The 16,840-nt window shown below is 27.3% G+C and carries 17 protein-coding genes and 1 other RNA gene; 7 read left to right on the top strand and 11 right to left on the bottom strand.

Annotated elements, in window-relative coordinates:
• The 3 genes from ACTG3S_RS01440 to ACTG3S_RS01430 all read right to left on the bottom strand — a co-directional run.
• A partial coding sequence (locus ACTG3S_RS01440; RefSeq protein WP_439127596.1) for a hypothetical protein occupies positions 1–646 on the bottom strand: 646 nt, incomplete at its 3' end.
• 48 nt (positions 647–694) lie between these two features.
• Entirely contained in the window at positions 695–2,458 is a 1,764-nt protein-coding gene (locus ACTG3S_RS01435; protein ID WP_439127595.1) for a TonB-dependent receptor, read from the bottom strand.
• Positions 2,458–5,496 (bottom strand): tetratricopeptide repeat protein, encoded by a 3,039-nt coding sequence (locus ACTG3S_RS01430; protein WP_439127594.1) that lies wholly within the window; start codon positions 5,494–5,496, stop codon positions 2,458–2,460. Before ACTG3S_RS01430 ends, ACTG3S_RS01435 begins: the two co-directional genes overlap by 1 nt.
• A gap of 161 nt (positions 5,497–5,657) precedes the next feature.
• On the opposite strand from ACTG3S_RS01430, the gene ACTG3S_RS01425 reads away from it, so the two are divergent.
• Positions 5,658–6,344, top strand: a complete 687-nt coding sequence (locus ACTG3S_RS01425; RefSeq protein WP_439127593.1) for a cell division ATP-binding protein FtsE — start codon at positions 5,658–5,660, stop codon at positions 6,342–6,344.
• A complete protein-coding gene (locus ACTG3S_RS01420; RefSeq protein ID WP_439127592.1) occupies positions 6,344–7,228 on the top strand; it encodes a glycosyltransferase family 2 protein in 885 nt (294 codons plus the stop codon). Before ACTG3S_RS01425 ends, ACTG3S_RS01420 begins: the two co-directional genes overlap by 1 nt.
• A 3-nt stretch (positions 7,229–7,231) precedes the next feature.
• Here the strand turns inward: ACTG3S_RS01420 and ACTG3S_RS01415 are convergent, their stop codons facing one another.
• Complete coding sequence (locus ACTG3S_RS01415) at positions 7,232–8,317, bottom strand: glycosyltransferase (RefSeq protein ID WP_439127591.1); 1,086 nt, start codon at positions 8,315–8,317, stop codon at positions 7,232–7,234.
• 849 nt (positions 8,318–9,166) lie between these two features.
• Between ACTG3S_RS01415 and galE the strand changes: the two genes are divergently transcribed.
• A complete protein-coding gene (galE, locus tag ACTG3S_RS01410; RefSeq protein ID WP_439127590.1) occupies positions 9,167–10,183 on the top strand; it encodes a UDP-glucose 4-epimerase GalE in 1,017 nt (338 codons plus the stop codon).
• A 63-nt stretch (positions 10,184–10,246) separates the two neighbouring features.
• Here the strand turns inward: galE and ssrA are convergent.
• Positions 10,247–10,640, bottom strand: a transfer-messenger RNA (tmRNA) gene (gene ssrA / locus ACTG3S_RS01405).
• A gap of 435 nt (positions 10,641–11,075) precedes the next feature.
• Between ssrA and ACTG3S_RS01400 the strand changes: the two genes are divergently transcribed.
• From ACTG3S_RS01400 to ACTG3S_RS01390, 3 genes are read left to right on the top strand one after another with little or no spacing between them, the layout of a single operon-like run.
• Entirely contained in the window at positions 11,076–11,288 is a 213-nt protein-coding gene (locus tag ACTG3S_RS01400) for a DUF2945 domain-containing protein (protein ID WP_439127589.1), read from the top strand.
• Positions 11,289–11,339: 51 nt separating this feature from the next.
• The gene (locus tag ACTG3S_RS01395; RefSeq protein ID WP_439127588.1) at positions 11,340–12,545 is read left to right on the top strand and encodes an NAD(P)-dependent oxidoreductase; all 1,206 of its coding nucleotides are present in this window, start codon (positions 11,340–11,342) and stop codon (positions 12,543–12,545) included.
• Complete coding sequence (locus tag ACTG3S_RS01390; protein WP_439127587.1) at positions 12,532–12,756, top strand: DUF3820 family protein; 225 nt, start codon at positions 12,532–12,534, stop codon at positions 12,754–12,756. Before ACTG3S_RS01395 ends, ACTG3S_RS01390 begins: the two co-directional genes overlap by 14 nt.
• A gap of 19 nt (positions 12,757–12,775) precedes the next feature.
• Here the strand turns inward: ACTG3S_RS01390 and ACTG3S_RS01385 are convergent, their stop codons facing one another.
• From ACTG3S_RS01385 to ACTG3S_RS01360, 6 genes are all read right to left on the bottom strand, one after another.
• Positions 12,776–13,153 carry a DUF2809 domain-containing protein gene (locus tag ACTG3S_RS01385; RefSeq protein ID WP_439127586.1) on the bottom strand — a complete coding sequence of 126 codons (378 nt, stop codon included), beginning with the start codon at positions 13,151–13,153 and terminating at the stop codon, positions 12,776–12,778.
• Positions 13,146–13,547 carry a hypothetical protein gene (locus ACTG3S_RS01380; protein WP_439127585.1) on the bottom strand — a complete coding sequence of 134 codons (402 nt, stop codon included), beginning with the start codon at positions 13,545–13,547 and terminating at the stop codon, positions 13,146–13,148. Before ACTG3S_RS01380 ends, ACTG3S_RS01385 begins: the two co-directional genes overlap by 8 nt.
• On the bottom strand, positions 13,547–14,932 hold the full coding sequence (locus ACTG3S_RS01375) for a DUF4153 domain-containing protein (protein WP_439127584.1): 1,386 nt from the start codon (positions 14,930–14,932) through the stop codon (positions 13,547–13,549). Before ACTG3S_RS01375 ends, ACTG3S_RS01380 begins: the two co-directional genes overlap by 1 nt.
• A gap of 53 nt (positions 14,933–14,985) precedes the next feature.
• Positions 14,986–15,282 (bottom strand): winged helix-turn-helix domain-containing protein, encoded by a 297-nt coding sequence (locus ACTG3S_RS01370; RefSeq protein ID WP_439127583.1) that lies wholly within the window; start codon positions 15,280–15,282, stop codon positions 14,986–14,988.
• 22 nt (positions 15,283–15,304) lie between these two features.
• Positions 15,305–15,916, bottom strand: coding sequence for a hypothetical protein (locus tag ACTG3S_RS01365; protein WP_439127582.1), 612 nt, complete (start codon positions 15,914–15,916; stop codon positions 15,305–15,307).
• A gap of 83 nt (positions 15,917–15,999) precedes the next feature.
• The gene (locus tag ACTG3S_RS01360; protein ID WP_439127581.1) at positions 16,000–16,572 is read right to left on the bottom strand and encodes a hypothetical protein; all 573 of its coding nucleotides are present in this window, start codon (positions 16,570–16,572) and stop codon (positions 16,000–16,002) included.
• A gap of 52 nt (positions 16,573–16,624) precedes the next feature.
• Here ACTG3S_RS01360 and ACTG3S_RS01355 point away from each other — a divergent pair.
• Positions 16,625–16,840 (top strand): DUF5655 domain-containing protein (locus tag ACTG3S_RS01355; protein ID WP_439127580.1); only part of this gene is annotated, 216 nt, incomplete at its 3' end.

Below are 16,840 nucleotides of genomic sequence, written 5' to 3'. Positions count from 1 at the left end.
TACTTTTTAATTCATTTTTAATTTCGGTTAATAATTGTTTTGCTTTGTCTCTTTCGTTATTTCTTAAATAAAAATTGGCAAATTCTAATCGTTCGAAATAATTAGAATACCTTAAATCTATTTTGCGTAATTCTTTTTCTGCTTTATTTATAAAACCTTCTTTCTCTAGGGCTAATCCAAAGAAATAAATGCTGTCTTTAAACTCTTTGTCTAAATTTATTTTTTCTGAATTTTCTATTACTTTTTGATAGTCTTTAATTTCAAAATAACATTTTACAAGTTTATTTATGGTATGTGGGTCATCTCTAAAATTACCTTCTAGTGCTTTTTGATAGTATAAAATGGCGTTTTCAAAATCTACGTTTTCTGCAAAAGCATCTGCAAGATTTATCTTGTTTTGAAACGTATTTGAAAACGCTAATTCTTGCTGAAGTTCTTTTATTTTCTTTGTAGGATTTACAATATTTGTAATTTCTTCGGTTATTACAGATACATCTTTTTTATTAAAAACCTGTGTAAATAAATAAATGCCACATCCTAAAAGTGGTAAAAAAATAATGATAAAATACCAATAATAGTTTTTACTGTTTTTATAGGCGTGATAAATACAAAAACCTTGTAAAGCAACTGTTAAGTAATAAAGCATGCGTAAATATAGCTATAAATATAAACAGATTTGAAGCTTTTTTACCTTTTAAAAATCAAATTTGTAAGTAATGCCACCTAAAGCTTGAAAACCTTGTGTATCAAAATTTGCAAAACGTTGGTATTGTGTGTTTAAAACATTATTTAGTCTTAGAAATGCAGAAAACTTATCGTTAAAATGATAACCACCATTTAAGTTTACATCAACAAAAGAGTTTAAGGTTACAATGCCTTTTAAACTAGAAGGATTTACGGCATTGTAAATAACATCTTTTCGTTCGTTCACATAAAAAATGTTGGCGGTTGCATACCATTTTTCTGTTTTATATTTGACTAAAAAAGAACCTTGTAAACTGGGTAAATTCCAATTTTCTAAAGCATTTGTTGTTGAGTAGTTATTAAATTCCACTTGCGTAGAAAATGTAAGATTTCTGTTAAATAAGTATTCTATTTCAGAAAATACAGAGGTAGTTTTAACATCATCATAAAAAATTCTAAACGAGTTTCCATATTCATATCCTTTTAGATTTTCTCCATTAGAAATAGATGTTGTACCATCTGATTTTGAGTTATTTCTTAAAAATAATGGTTTGTCTTCCTCATTAATTGTACTCGCTTTTAAGTTGTAAGAAATGTCTCTTGTGATGTTTCCTTTTAAGCCTATAAATAAGTTGGATGTTTCTGCAGTTTGCGTTATAAATAATGTGGGTGAAACGTATGGATTATCCTCAGTAAAACTTTTATAGGTGTTTGTGTGTAAATTACCTGTAAAACCAGCGTAGGCGTTTACATATTTTTTTAAAACAGGAGTCTGTAAATATAAGTCTGGAAAAATAAATAGATTGTTACTACTGTTTTCTGGGTCTAGAGAAACAAATGTTTTTAAACCAGCGTTTAGAGTTAAACCTAAATATTCTAGTTTGTATGCTGGATTTACTCTAAACGTTATTTGATTATAGTTGATTTCTTCTGTACTGTTGTAATTATTTTTAAAGTTTCCTTTTAAAAACTCTATACCAGCTTTAATGACAATTTCATTTAAATTTTGGTTTACAAAATCTAACGGAAAATTTAACCCTGAATCAAAATCTGCTAAAATTTCTGAACTATTAAAGTTGTCTGTAAAATAAGATACAGCAATATTACCATGGTCTATATAAGAGTCATGGAATTTAAAATTACCAGCTAGTTTAAAATACTTGTAGTTCTGAACTTCGTCTATAGAGTTGATGACGATCTCGTTAAACGTTTTGTCTGTAGGTAAGCCATACCAATTGTAATTGTTCAGTTCTGTATTTAGAGTTACTTTCCAATCAAAATATCTTGCTTCTTGCTTAAAAAAGAGGTTGGTACTAAAATTAGAAAAAGTACTGTTTAAAACAGAATTGTTAACATTTTCTGCTGAGGCGGCATATTTTGTATGGATACCAAACTCGTTATCGAAACGTGTGTTGTGATATATAAATAATTCTGCATAAGGGCTTGCATAATTACCAAAACCACCAGCTAAATAATTGTTGTAAACCCTTTCTTTTACACCAACATTTATGCCTTTTACAACACCTGTTTTCGGGATGAAAGTAGAAGCTACTGGTGCAGAAAAAATAGTATATTTTAATTTTTTCTTATCGTTTTTCTTTAATAATTTGATGGTAGGATTGCTTTTGATTTTTTTTACATCGGCAATTTTTGGATTGTATTTTGTAACTACATTTACAACCTCTGTCTTTACAATAGTATCTTTTTTTTGCTCTTGTGCAAATGCAGAGAAAACAACAAGTGATAGTATGTATATTAAAAAGCCTTTTTTCATTAGTTCTTTTTTTCTGGAGTTACTGAATTGTTTGTTTTGGCTTCGTTTTCTTTAATCTTATTTAGTTCTTGTTGCGCTTCCTTAATAATATCTTCAAATTCTTTAAAGTTTTTAATTACATTTTCTAATACAAAAGTAGCTTGATAAACATCATTTAAACCATAGTAATTTTTACCCATAATTACATAGCTTTTTACGCCCCAGTATTTATAAGCGGCATATTTTGCAATTAATTTTTGAACCGTTTTATTTGATGCTTCATATTCTTTTTGTTGATTTTTAAAATAGGCGTTATAATACAAAGCTTCTGCTTTTAACTCTCCATTTGCGGTTTCTTCTATAGTTGTATAGTATTCTTCTGCGGTTATAAAATCTTCTGTTTTAATAGCAGATCGTGCAATAATAATTTTGGCATCATTTTCTACAGAAATCTCTAATTTATCTTTTTGCAGGAGTTTTTTAGCATATTCAATAGCAAAATCATAAGCTTCTGTTTCGTAATAACCTTTCATTAAATTACTTTGTGCAAACAAAATGTTTTCAGCTATATATGCTTCTTGTTCTAGTCTATCCAAAAGAGGTAGTGCATTGTTAAACTCTCCCTGATCTAAATAAATTTGCGCTAATTTATTTAAGGAATCTTCTGTAAATTGAGATGCATCTTCGTTTACAATAAACTCATAATAGTTAATAGCACTTTTAAATTCTTTTACTTTAAAAAACACATCTGCCAAATAATAATTTACTTTTAAAATATGTTTTCCTTTTGGAAATTTTCTAATATAAGTTTGTAGACTTTCAATGATTTCTTCGCCTTTTTTAGACTCTAAATATTTTTTTTCTGCTACAGCGAATGTGGTGTTATCTAACTCTGAGGAACTAATATTAATAAATTTCAAAGTAGAAGTCCAATTTACATAATCTTCTAAATTACCTTCTTCTATATATACATTTCTGGCGTTTGCAACAGCCTCTAAAGCATCTGGAGAATTTGGAAATCTAGCAGCTACATCTTTATATTTCATTAAAGACTCCATGTTTTTATTTTCGTTAAAATAGAGCAAACCTTGTCTTAACAATGTTCTTGAAACAAAAACACTTTTTGGATGTTTTTCTACCAATCTATCATAGGCAATATTTGCATTTTCTGCATCTTTTAATTTTACATAAGTGTTTCCTAGTTGATACAACGCATCGTCTTTTAAATTAGAAATTTGGTAGTTGTTTATTACATTTTTTAAAGCGGTAATTTTTGCTTCATTATCATCTATAAAACCATAGCTCATTCCAATTTGGTATTCTGCATAATCTGCTCCTAAGCCAAAATTATCAGTTACTTTTTTATAGGTATCTATTGCTTTTTTATAATTTGTAGTGGCAAAATAACTATCGCCTAATCGTATGTAAGCATCATATTTATAAGAGTCTGAAATGGAATCTGTTTGTAAAAATTTAGAAAAAGAAGGCGCAGCTTTTTCGTAATTTTTTAACTTAAAATAGCTGTAACCAATATTATAATCTATAAATTTAAAGTCGTCTTGTCTATTAGATTTTAAAGAGGTATTTAAAGTGATAAACTTCTCTAAAGCATCACTAAAATTATCTAATCTATAAATCGTTTCAGCTTCCCAATATTTTGCTCTTAGTTGTACTTCATCTACCATAGATTTTTTTGCAGTGGCAAAAAAGGGTAGTGCCTCTTTGTATTTGTTCTGGTTAAATAATTGAATACCTCTGTACAAAGAAACCTCTAAAGTTAATGCTGTATTTTCTTTTGATTTTTTTTCTGATAAAAATGTTAAGGCACCTTCGTAATCTTGTTGATTTAAAAAAGAAGAAATCACCAATTCATTAATCTCTTGATACGCTTTTGATTTTGGATATTTCTTTAAATAATCTTGTAAAACTTCAGCAACAGGTTTAAAAGGATTGCCACTTTCGTAACTTAGTTTAGCATAATTTAAAGCAGCATCTTCTTGTATATTTTTATTAAAATCCATCTCAGAAGCAGATTTAAATGCATTTAATGCCTCAGACTTTTTTTCTAAATTCATGTAACATTCTCCCAAATGATAATAAGCATTTTGAGAAACGGCATTCTTTTCATCAATAATTTTATTAAAATTATTAATGGCATTTTCAAAATCGTTTTGCTTGTAATAGGCATAACCTAATTGATAGTAATCTGTGTTGTTCCATTTGCCTTTTTTACCCTTATACGCTTTTAAATAAGATATCGATTCAGCATATTTTTCTAAATTAAAATAACTTTCTCCAATAATTTTAGAAACATCAGATTTTAGTTTTCTATCAATAGTGGGCAATAGCTCTAAGCCAACCTTTATACAGCGATTAAATTTACCTGCCTTAAAACTAATATCTAATAAATAATAGGATATTTCTGCTCTGTAAGAATCATTATCTGCAATTTCTTTTAAAGTAGATTCTGCAATGCCATAATCTTCTAATTTATAAGAAATAAAACCATAATAATATCTTGCATCATTACCGTATTTTGCATCGTTAATTAAAGGTAAAAATCGAGCTTTTGCTAAATTTAAGTTTTCGGTTACTAGAAAACTATATCCCATTTTAAAGTTTAGTTCTTTTTTGTTTTCTTTAGCAAGTTCATCAATATTTACCTTTTGAAACCATTTTAGCGCATAAGAAGCTCTTTTATTTGCAAAATAATAATTGGCAACATTAAAAAAAGCGGTATTTTTTTTATTGCTATTTGGATTTTCTGCTACAAAAGTTAGTACTTTTTTATCAGCATCTGGTTGATTTAATTTTACAGCACACATAGCTTCATAATAACTGGCATCTGCTTTTAAGTTAGATCCAATTTTAGCTAAACTACCTACTTGTACAAATGTTTTTTGTGCAGCTGCATAAGCTTTTGTATTGTACAAATTTAATGCATTGTTAAAGACTTTTAAATCTGTAGCATTGGCAACAGTTTGTTGGGTAAAACTATTATTTACCACAAAGAAAATAGATAAGAAAAGAAACAGTTTTTTTAAAAAACGAATTTTCATATAATTATTTTTACACTCAAAATGAATAACGAACAAAATTTAAATTTGTTGGATTGGGGGAGAAAATATTATTACAATTTTATTCAAAAGTAAGAATAGTTGACAATTCATAGTAAAAAAATCAATAGAAACTTTTAAGTTTGTACAAACTACTTAAAATTATGCAAAACATTGTTTTACAACTAGAAAATGCAAATATTTACCAAAGAGATAATTTGGTGATTTCTAACGTTAATTTAACCGTAAATAAAGGTGATTTTTATTATTTAATTGGTAAAACAGGAAGTGGTAAAAGTAGTTTGATGAAAACTTTATACGGAGATTTGCCTTTACAAAAAGGGACAGGAAGTATTGTAGATTTCGATTTAAAAAAATTAAAAGAAAAACAGATTCCTTTTTTAAGAAGAAAAATTGGCATTGTTTTTCAAGATTTTAAATTGTTAAATGATAGAAACGTTTTTGACAATTTAAAATTTGTTTTAAAAGCAACAGGCTGGAAAGACAAAGAATTGATGAAAGAAAAAATTCATGAAGTTTTAGATAAAGTGGGGATGAAATCTCAATACTACAAAAAAACCTATGAACTTTCTGGAGGAGAACAACAAAGGGTTGCCATTGCTAGGGCTTTATTGAATGATCCAGAATTAATTTTGGCAGACGAACCTACTGGGAATTTAGACCCAAAAACATCTATGGAAGTCATGGAACTTTTAAACGATATCCATGCAAGTGGTAAAACTATTTTAATGGCTACACATGATTATCAGTTAATAGTAAAGTTTAAGCAAAAAACGTTAAAATGTGAAGGGGGAGAGTTGTTTGAAGTAGCACAACAAGCCACAGTTTAATGCTTTCTGTTTTAATACCAACATATAATTTCAACGCTTTTTTTTTGGTGAAAGCGCTCCATCAACAATTAATTTTAGAAAATATAAAATTCGAAATTATTTGTTTGGATGATGGTTCTAAATCTACTTTAAATACAGAAAACGAAAAAATAAACACGTTCACTTTTACAACTTTTTCTGCCTTAAATAAAAATATTGGTAGAAGTGCTATTAGAAATTTATTAGCAAAAAAAGCAAATTATAGTTGGTTGTTGTTTTTAGATGCAGATGTTATGCCTGCAGATTCTAATTTTATAGAAAACTATATAAAATGTTTTCAGCAAAAAAACACCATTTTTTGTGGCGGACTCTTATATGAAAATAAGAAAGAGAATGTACACTTATTGCGCTACAAATTTGGAAAAAAACACGAAGAAGTATCAGTAGAAAAAAGAAACAAACAACCAGAAAAGTATTTTTTTACTTCTAATTTTTTAATAGAAAAAAATGTTTTTAATCATATTTCTTTTGAAGAAAAATTAACCCAATATGGTAGAGAAGATTTGATGTTTTCTCTAAGTTTAATCAAAAAAGGATATAAAATAGAGCATTTGGCAAACGAAGTTTATCATTTGGGCTTAGATGCTGATTTAATATTTGTAGAAAAAACAAAAAAAGCTATAGAGAATTTATTCTTTTTAAATGAGCGGAAGTTAATTGATAAAGGTGATTTAAAATTATTAAAACTCACGGATAAAATTTCAGCTTTAAAACTTTGTAATATAGTAGCTAAAACTCATTCTTTTTTTGAGAAACAAACATTACAAAAAAAATCTGTTTTTTATTTAAATTGCTTAAAAGTAGCTTATTTGTGTTTTTTAAAAGAGAGGCAAAATAACATTTAACTATTATTTTGCATTTTTAAAAATTGATAATAATTTTGCTTCTTGCTGTTGCCAAATAAGTTCTTCTTTCGCGTTTTTTAGAGCTTTAGAATAATCTTTTTCTAACATACCCCTTATTTGTTTCGCTACAATTTTAGGTTCTCTATTAAAAACAATTTCACCTACATTATGGTCTGCAACAACTTGTTTCATTTCTGGTAAGTTAGCAACTAGAACAGGTACTTCAGCTTGTATATAATCGAAAATTTTGTTCGGTAATACAAATCTGTAATTTAAGCCTAAATCTTCTTCTAAACTTATGCCTATATCTGCTAAAGGTGTTAATAATTGTAGTTTTTCAGGTGATTTTTTTCCTAAAAAAAACACTTTTTTATCTAGTTTTTCTAAACTTACTTTTTGTTGTAAATCTTTGTAAATATCTCCGTTGCCAATAATTACTAGTAAATGATTTTCTAAAAAATGCATACTATCAATAATGAGTTCTAAACCACGACCAATATTTACGGCACCTTGATAAAGAATTACTTTTTTGTTTTTTGTGTCAAAATCAAATCTTCCCTTTTTTAAGTCTTTTTTAAAAGGTAGGTTTTTTATGGTTTTAAAATGAACTTTATATTTTTCCTTGTAATAATTAGCAATGCTGTTGCAAACAGTATAGTTGTTTTTAAGTTTTGGTAAAATCCAATTTTCTAGACTTACCCAAAAGCTCTTAATTCTTGGTTTATGCACTAATTCTGGTATTTCAGAAAAAAGTTCATGACTATCGAAAATTAGTTTTTTAGCTTGTAATTTGCTGATTAAAAAATTGGGTAGCAGAGTATCTAGATCGTTAGCAAGTAGCATATTTTTTTTGGAGAATAAAAGAAAGAGAAATAGTCTAAAATTAAACTCAAAATAAAATAAAAACCCTTGGTTAAAAAGCAGTTTAAATCTTTTTGTTTTGTAATTCCTATGAATGTTTTTACTGTCTTTTAGTTTTCTGCCCACTAAAATAATTTCATAACCATTGTTGTGCAAAGTGTTGCAAACTTTAGCAACTCTTTGATCTGTGTGTAAATCGTTTGTAACAGAAATTATTAGTTTATTCAATAAAAGAAATTTAAAATAATACAAATATAATGTAAACTGTATGTTTTGTAAAGTTAGGTGGTTTTTATTTTTATAGTATTGAAAATTGTTTTAAGTGGTTAATTTGATAATATTTTAATTAAAAAAATACAAAAAAATTAGAAAAAAGATATTAATTTTGTGATATTAACTATATTTGCAAAATCTGCTATGATGTTTTAAGAAAATGTTTTTACATTAATCTACTAAATATATAAAATGTCTAAATGTCCCTCATGCAAGTCTAGTTTCGTAAAAAGAGTACCAAGAAATATTTTTTTAAAACTAATTCCAAATTCTAAGGTGCTAAAATGCTATCGTTGCAAAACCAAATTTCTAATTATTCCTTTTTTATTTTCTTCTTTAATCTTAAAAAGAGCTAATAAACAAGAAGTTAAAGCTATTTGATAAAAAAATTAATTTTAAAAAAATATACCTCCCAACTAATAGTTTGTATATATTTATAATTTTAAAGATTACCATTAATTATGAGTAAGTGTCCCTCATGTAAATCAGATAAAAAAAAGAGGATTTCTAGAGTTTTTCCAAAAATCAGGATATACAAATGTCACGAATGTAAGGTAAAATATATAAAAGTTCCTTTTTTAATATCTTCAATAGTTTTAAAGAAATAGAAACAATTACGGAGTGTTTATAAAATTGTTTTGTTTCATTAGAGTTAGTTTTAATTAACTACAATTAATCCATTACATGTTTTTTAAAATTAAATAATTTATTCATTTTAGAATAGAATACTATTTATTTTTTACTTTTATTATTTATTTAAGTGTAAAAATATGCACATCTTTAAAAAAACCTAAAATAGAATCAATGAAAATATTAGTAACTGGGGGATTAGGGTTTATAGGTTCTCATGTAGTTGTAGAGTTACAAAACGAAGGTTTTGAAGTTGTAATTGTAGATAACCTTTCTAATAGTACTTTAGATGTTTTAGACGGAATTACAAAGATAACTGGTAAAAAACCAATTTTTGAAAAATTAGACCTAAGAGAAAAAAATGCAGTATCAAACCTTTTTTCTACTTATAAAGACATTTATGGAGTTATACATTTTGCGGCCTCAAAAGCTGTGGGCGAAAGTGTAGAGAACCCTTTATTGTATTATGAAAATAACCTAAATAGTCTAATATATATACTACAAGAGTTACAAAAAAAAGACAAAGCACATTTTATTTTTAGCTCTTCTTGTACGGTATATGGGCAAGCAGATTCGCTACCTATTACAGAAAGTGCACCCATAAAACCAGCGGAATCTCCCTATGGAAATACAAAACAAATTGGTGAAGAAATTATAAAAGACACCTGCAGAGTTTCAGACAACTTACAAGCAATTGCTTTAAGATATTTTAATCCAATAGGTTCACATGAGTCTTTACAAATTGGTGAATTACCTACTGGAACTCCACAAAATTTAGTGCCATTTATAACACAAACAGCCATAGGTTTAAGAGAAAAATTAGCTGTTTTTGGTAACGATTATCCAACAGAAGATGGAACTTGCATAAGAGATTATATACATGTTGTAGATTTAGCAAAAGCACATGTGGCAGCTTTAAAAAGATTAATAGAAAATAAAAGTGCTACAAATTTCGATTACTTTAATATAGGTACAGGTACAGGATCTTCTGTTTTAGAAGTAATAAAAACGTTTGAAGAAGTTTCTGATCAAAAACTAAATTATCAAATTGTAGCTAGAAGAGAAGGAGATGTTATAGCAGCTTATGCAGATACAGAAAAAGCAAATAATGTTTTGGGTTGGCAAGCAAAATTAAGTTTAAAAGACGCGCTATCTTCTGCTTGGCAGTGGGAACAAAAAATCAGAAAATAAAACTAAAAGACAATCAATAAAAAAACCTCAATTATCTGAAATTTAGATAGTTGAGGTTTTTATTTGTGGAGACGCCGAGAATCGAACTCGGGTCCAAACAAGCAACAAATTGGCTTTCTACATATTTAGTTCTTTCTTAGTTTTCGTTTAAAAGCTGATTAAGAACAATCCACTTTTAACTTATCTTTTTTAGTTTCAAAAACCTGCCAAAGCTTCAGGTTTTCTATGTTTATTTTTACGATGCCCATAAATGAAACGCCATAAACCAAGGCTTTCCGTGGACATAAAGCTTGCTCACCTTGTGAGCCGGGGCTTAATCTTACTATAATTCAGATTAGGCAGCTAAAGCGTAGTTATCTTCGCCGTTTATAAAGTTGAAACAAGTTTTACAAGTATCGTTTCATTCCTTGATATGCTTACAAATTCACTGACCTTGCTGTCAAAACCAGTCGTCCCCTTAATGAAATAGCAAATTTTTAACTTGCTTTATTGAATTAATCCCAAATTTATTTTGGGATATCATCAAAAAAAATCTCATTATATTTTTTCAATGAACAAAAAATAGTACAAAAACAATACCAATCATTTGGGCGTTTCTTTGTTTTAAAAGCATTTAAAACTAAAGTCAGGCTTTCCACTAAATCTTTTTTTTTATCAATTTATTGTACACCTGTATTATTTAAAAAAATAATTATTAAAAAGAACAGAGTACTTCGTTAATTTACAAAAAAAAGGATATCGTTTCAATCCTTAACGCGGTCTGCAAAAATACAAAATAACTTAAGTTTCTATTTAAAAATACGTTAAAAAATCTTTTGAATTAATAAATAACTTTTTAAAGCAAATAATTATATAATAGTTATGCTATTTTCGAGTAAACAAAATTAAAATTATGATAAAAAAGGGAACAAAAGTAAGCTGGAAATGGGGCAATGGTTCAGCAGAAGGCAAAGTACAAGAAACCTACACAGAAGAGGTTACCAAAACAATTAAAGGAACCACAATCACCAGAAATGGAGAAAAAGGAAACAAAGCTTTGTATATACAACAAAATGATGACGATTTTGTATTAAAATTAGAAAGTGAAGTAGAAAGAGTAGATTAAGTTTTTGTAACTTACATTAAAATAAATATCTTCGAAAAAATATACAGAAATATGAAGTTTGGCATCATCAAAGAGCGTAAAAATCCACCAGATAGAAGAGTTGTTTTTTCACCAGAAAAACTAAAACAATTCAAACAAACATACTCAAATGCAGAAATTGTGGTAGAAAGTTCAGCTATTAGAGTTTTTTCTGACGACCAATATAAAAATGTAGGTATAAAAGTTACAGAAAACATGACAGATTGCGATGTTTTGTTGGGTGTAAAAGAAGTGCCAATTGATGCTTTAATCCCTAATAAAAAATATTTTTTCTTTAGTCATACCATCAAAAAACAACCTTATAATAGAGCTTTGTTAAATGCTATTTTAGAAAAAAACATTCAGTTATATGACCATGAAACTATTGTAAAAGAAAATGGTGCACGCTTAATTGGTTTCGGACGATATGCAGGTATTGTTGGCGCTTATAATGGTTTTAGAGCAATTGGTTTGGCAAATAAAACTTTTAATTTACCCAAAGCAGAAACTTTAGACAGTCAACAAGAATTAATTGCAGAGCTTAAAAAAATCGACTTAAAAAATTTAAAAATATTATTAACAGGAAATGGTAAAGTAGCTTACGGAGCCAAAGAAATGTTAGATGCAATGCAGATAAAAGAAGTTTCTGTAAATGAGTATTTAAACAACCATTATGCAGAACCTGTATATTGTTTGGCAGATGTGTTAGATTATAACAAAAGAAAAGACGGAAAAGTAATAGATAATTTCGATTTTTACAAGCATCCAGAAGCTTATGAAGCTAATTTTATGCGTTTTGCAGAAGTAACCGATTTTTTTATTGCAGGTCATTTTTATGGGGATGGTGCTCCTTATTTATATACAAGAGAAGATGCAAAATCAAACAATTTTAATATAAAGTATGTGGCAGATATCTCTTGTGATATAGATGGTCCTGTTGCCTCCACAATTCGTCCTTCAACCATAGCAGAACCTCTTTATGGATATAACCCTGCAACAGAAAAAGAAGTCGATTTTAAAGATAAAAATGCTATTGTTGTTATGGCTGTAGATAATTTACCTTGCGAATTACCAAAAGATGCCAGTGAGGGGTTTGGGGAAATGTTTTTAGAAAATGTAATTCCTGCTTTTTTTAATAATGATAAGAATGGTGTTTTAGAACGTGCAAAAATGACTGAAAACGGAAAATTAACAGCACGTTTTTCTTATTTACAGGATTATGTAAATGGAAGAGAATAATCTACAAAACAGACAATTTCTAATTGATTTAGCAAAAATGAAAATGCCTTTTGGTAAATACAAAGGTAGATTTTTGATAGATTTACCAGAACATTATGTGGTTTGGTATCATACAAAAGGGTTTCCTAAAGGAAAATTAGGTTTACAAATGCAATTGGTTTACGAGTTAAAATTAAATGGTTTAGAAGATTTAATTAGAAAAATTAAATAAACCAAACCATTTTTTTAATTTAAAATTCAACTTTCTTTCTCATTGTCTTTTCTACTAAAATAATCGTAATTACGCCTAGTGTATACGCAACCAAATCCCCAATACTAAAAGAAGTACCCAAAATTATTTTTAATGCTCGTTCGTGTTGTTCTGGAAAATGATTTTGTAAGTTGCTTAACTGTAAAAACTCAATTACAAAAGAGATTAAAAACGTAATTAAGGCTGCTTTTTCTTCAGATATTTTAAAAATACTTTTTATAAATGTATAAACGAATGCTACTGCAAAATAATCTCCCACAGTATGTCTTATAAAACCTGTGGTGTATTTTGCAATAAATACCTCTATAAGAAATAGCGCTAAAAATAGTGTAAAATATGTTTTATTGAATTTAATCATCTGTTTGTGTTTGTTTTGTCCTAGGCTTACACATCCAAATCCAGGATTGCATTAAAGTAAAAAAAGCAGTTGTAAAGAAAATACTAGTAAACTCATTAAAGTCGCTGCAAATTATAAAATCCATCACAATTACAAATGCAACGATAGCATAATAAGGGAAATATCTTTTGAAAATTTCCTTGTCATTTCTATCTTTTTTTGCCAACCAAAAAAAAGGTGTAATAGTTACTAAAATTGTTAGTGAACAAATAATAAAAATAATAAAAATAGAAGGGATAAAGAAGACAAGTAAATCAGTATTAATCTCTTCAGAACATACTAAAGTCCAAAATAAAGTAGTTGCAAAAATTGTTGCTTTAAAAAGGGTTTCTCCTAAATTTTTAGATGAGTTCATTATTTAATTTTATAATTATCATATACTTTTTCTTGCCAAGAATTTTCTTTTAAATCCCGAATATATTTGTTATATTTTCTATTGATTTTGGTTTTATTTTGAATGTCAATTGTTGATATATCAGCATATTCTTTTAGAAGAAAAGTATTGTTATTAGAAAGATTGATTAAGTATTTTAAATCTAATTGTTCTGCATAATTAAAATTGTATTGAGTAATCATTTTGTCCCAATTTAAGGTCGTAGAAATTATGAGCATTATAAATGCAATTTGAATGTTTTTACGAAATAAGTAGCTTAGGTTTTTAACTTTAGAGACTTTAATAAACGTGGTTATCAAACCAATAGAAGTTGCTGTTAAAAAGAATAACACACCAATTCTTTTATAAGTTAAACCAAAAGAAACAATGTATTCTACATTTTTTATCATCGTAATTATTACAACACTTAGATTTAGAAAAATCCATACATAGGCTAAGTTTTTTAAATCTTTGTTTTTATTAAAAAAATTTAGGCTTCCTCTAAAAAAGTAAAGAATAATAATGATGGCTAATATGTTAGATATTATTAAGGCATTTACACCATTATGTACTTGTTCTGAAAGTCTTGGAGCAATCATACTATGAATTTTTGATAAGTGCACAATATCTGTTGCAATAAAAAACAGAATAAGTATATTTAATAAAATCATTAAAATTACTGCCAATTGCTTTTCGTTTTTTAAACTTTTTTTAGAAATTGGTTTCAGTTCATTTTCTAATAAATAATTTCCTTGTTGTAAATCTTTAGAAGTTATGGGTTCAATTTGAATAGGATTTGTAATATTATTAAATAAATAAAACCCCAAACCTGTAAAAAGAATCCATTGAAAATTAATAAAGCTCAAATCTATTTTTTCAATTAATTCATCAAAAACAGGGTTTGCATTTCTGTATAAAAGAATAAAAATAAGAAGGATAATCGCTGGTATTCCAATTATTTTAAACCAATAAGAATAATTTATTTTTTCCTTTTTTACATTTTCTACTTCTACACCTAAAGAATCGTAATAGAATGCAAAGAAAGAAACTACAGTTGTATATATCCCATTAATCCATTTTATGTAAATAGAAGATTTGTTTTCAGATATACTACCTACAAGTGTGAAAAAAGCGATAATATTTGATAAAATTACCAATTCAGAATTGTACAAAAAAACGGTAATTCCTGTTATCAAATAAGCAATAGTTTTAATGATAGTTATTTTATTTTTAAAACTTTTCCAGTTAGTTATACCCAATATTGTAGTTGCCACAAGTGTAAAGAGTAACAAGTTTAAACCAATATTTTGTTTAAAGAAAAATGTGCTAAAAAGTATAGCTCCAATTATTATGATTATTTTTTTCATGATGATTATATTTAAAGTACTTTGTTTTTCAAAGTTAATTATTAAAAAAATAGTTATTTATTGTTAATTAATTTTTCGAGTGCATTAATGTGTTTTTTAAATTCCATTTTGCCTAATTCTGTTGCTATATATTTTGTATTTGGTTTTCTGCCTATGAATTGTTTTTCCACTTTAATAAAATCTACTTTTTCTAGGGCTTTTGTATGGCTTGCTAAATTACCATCTGTTGCACCTAATAAATCTTTCAACGTATTAAAATCTGCATAATCATTTACCATTAGAATAGACATTATACCTAGTCTTATTCTATGGTCAAAGGCCTTATTTATATTTAAAATAATATTTTTCAAATGAAAAAATTAAGATTATAAATTATTGTTTTCTATCATATTTAAAAAACATCACTGTTCCGTAAACAATATGCATAATACCAAAGCCTAAAACCCAAAACCAAAAACCATAACCAGGAAAAATAGCACATATTAAGCCAAGAACTATTTGTGTATAGCCTAAATATTTTATGTCTCCCAAAGTATATTTAGAAGCGCTTAATAATGCCAAACCATAAAATAGTAGCATTAATGCTCCTGTTTGCCCATATTTTTGTTGATTTAAAATGAAAAGAATGTAAATACCACCAGCTAATAAAGGAATTATAAAACTACCCAATAATCTTTTGGTTAAAGAATCCCAAATTTTTTGTTGGTTTTTCTTAGCCTTTTGTGTAGTTAAGTATATGGCAGTTCCAATACTAAAAACACCCACCAATACCAAATCTAAAAGTATATAACGAAACAATTTACTATCTATAATTACATAATCATTTCCTTTAATCTGTAAATACCAATAAGCAAAACCAGCACCAATTAATGCATAAATACCCGCTAAAATACCAGACAAACCACTTAATGAAATAAATTTAGATGATTTATTCATTAAATTCTTAATCTCTGTTATGTCTTTTAAATAATTTTCTGAACTCATTTTTAAAGAACTTTGAAATACAAAGTAAAACATAAAATTTTACACTTCCAATAAAAAACAAGTATTATTTAAAAAAAAGTAAATTATTTTACAGCCACACCATATGTAGCATGCGCAATGGCTATAATAGTTAAAGAGGAATACCAATATGTGGGTATTAAAATGCATAAAACACCTAATAGCACACAGACAGCAATTAAAATATATAAACTTTTATCGCCCTTACTTTTTAAAAGTAATAACAAAAGTGAGTAGAGAAATAAAAAAGCGGGAGTAATTAAATCTATTTTACCATAGTTTTTTAAAATTAAAGCACATATAAAAATGATAAGAATACCTAACAAATATTTTAAAAAAGCAGCCTTCGTTTTTCCATTCCATAATTTATATTGAAACTTTTTAGCTTTTCTTTTTCCGCTAAAAAATAACGCTAACGAACTAAATAGAAAAGCTAAAAAGGCAATAGCTACAAACAACATTTCAATGAGTTGTGGAGATAGCATTCCCAAGGCGTGATTGTCTATTAAATAACTGTCTAAAACATATTTGTAAGCATATGCAGCTAAAAAAATGTATACGCCAATTAGTATGCTGTTTAAACCTTTCAATTGAAAGCTTACTTCAAAATTATCGTGTAAATGTGTTTTGTTTGCCATATATTTTTTAACTTTCGTAAAGATACAAAATTGCGTTTACCTTTTATTAATTATGAAACCCGCAGAAGAATACATTTTAAAACAACCAGAACCATTCAAATCCATTTTGTTGCATTTGCAAATTTTAATAGAAAGTAGTTTTCCTGAAGTAGACTTGCAATTTAAGTGGAAAATTCCTTTTTATTACTTAAATGATAGGCCTTTTTGTTATTTGAATCCGTCTAAAAAGAAAGGCTATGTAGATGTCGTTTTTTGGGTTTCAGCTCAT

This window comes from Polaribacter sp., from assembly GCF_965656025.1.
Taxonomy (GTDB): domain Bacteria; phylum Bacteroidota; class Bacteroidia; order Flavobacteriales; family Flavobacteriaceae; genus Polaribacter.
The sequence above is the reverse complement of the archived record's forward strand: the minus strand, read 5'-3'. Positions and strand labels throughout refer to the sequence as shown.

Bases quoted from the DNA above. Each gene is read 5' to 3' on its own strand.
- ACTG3S_RS01375 (WP_439127584.1), bottom strand. From the start codon at position 14,932: ATGAAAAAAATAATCATAATAATTGGAGCTATACTTTTTAGCACATTT.
- ACTG3S_RS01400 (WP_439127589.1), top strand. From the start codon at position 11,076: ATGATAAAAAAGGGAACAAAAGTAAGCTGGAAATGGGGCAATGGTTCA.
- ACTG3S_RS01365 (WP_439127582.1), bottom strand. From the start codon at position 15,916: ATGAGTTCAGAAAATTATTTAAAAGACATAACAGAGATTAAGAATTTA.
- ACTG3S_RS01360 (WP_439127581.1), bottom strand. From the start codon at position 16,572: ATGGCAAACAAAACACATTTACACGATAATTTTGAAGTAAGCTTTCAA.
- galE (WP_439127590.1), top strand. From the start codon at position 9,167: ATGAAAATATTAGTAACTGGGGGATTAGGGTTTATAGGTTCTCATGTA.
- ACTG3S_RS01390 (WP_439127587.1), top strand. From the start codon at position 12,532: ATGGAAGAGAATAATCTACAAAACAGACAATTTCTAATTGATTTAGCA.
- ACTG3S_RS01435 (WP_439127595.1), bottom strand. From the start codon at position 2,458: ATGAAAAAAGGCTTTTTAATATACATACTATCACTTGTTGTTTTCTCT.
- ACTG3S_RS01420 (WP_439127592.1), top strand. From the start codon at position 6,344: ATGCTTTCTGTTTTAATACCAACATATAATTTCAACGCTTTTTTTTTG.
- ACTG3S_RS01425 (WP_439127593.1), top strand. From the start codon at position 5,658: ATGCAAAACATTGTTTTACAACTAGAAAATGCAAATATTTACCAAAGA.
- ACTG3S_RS01395 (WP_439127588.1), top strand. From the start codon at position 11,340: ATGAAGTTTGGCATCATCAAAGAGCGTAAAAATCCACCAGATAGAAGA.
- ACTG3S_RS01380 (WP_439127585.1), bottom strand. From the start codon at position 13,547: ATGAACTCATCTAAAAATTTAGGAGAAACCCTTTTTAAAGCAACAATT.
- ACTG3S_RS01385 (WP_439127586.1), bottom strand. From the start codon at position 13,153: ATGATTAAATTCAATAAAACATATTTTACACTATTTTTAGCGCTATTT.
- ACTG3S_RS01430 (WP_439127594.1), bottom strand. From the start codon at position 5,496: ATGAAAATTCGTTTTTTAAAAAAACTGTTTCTTTTCTTATCTATTTTC.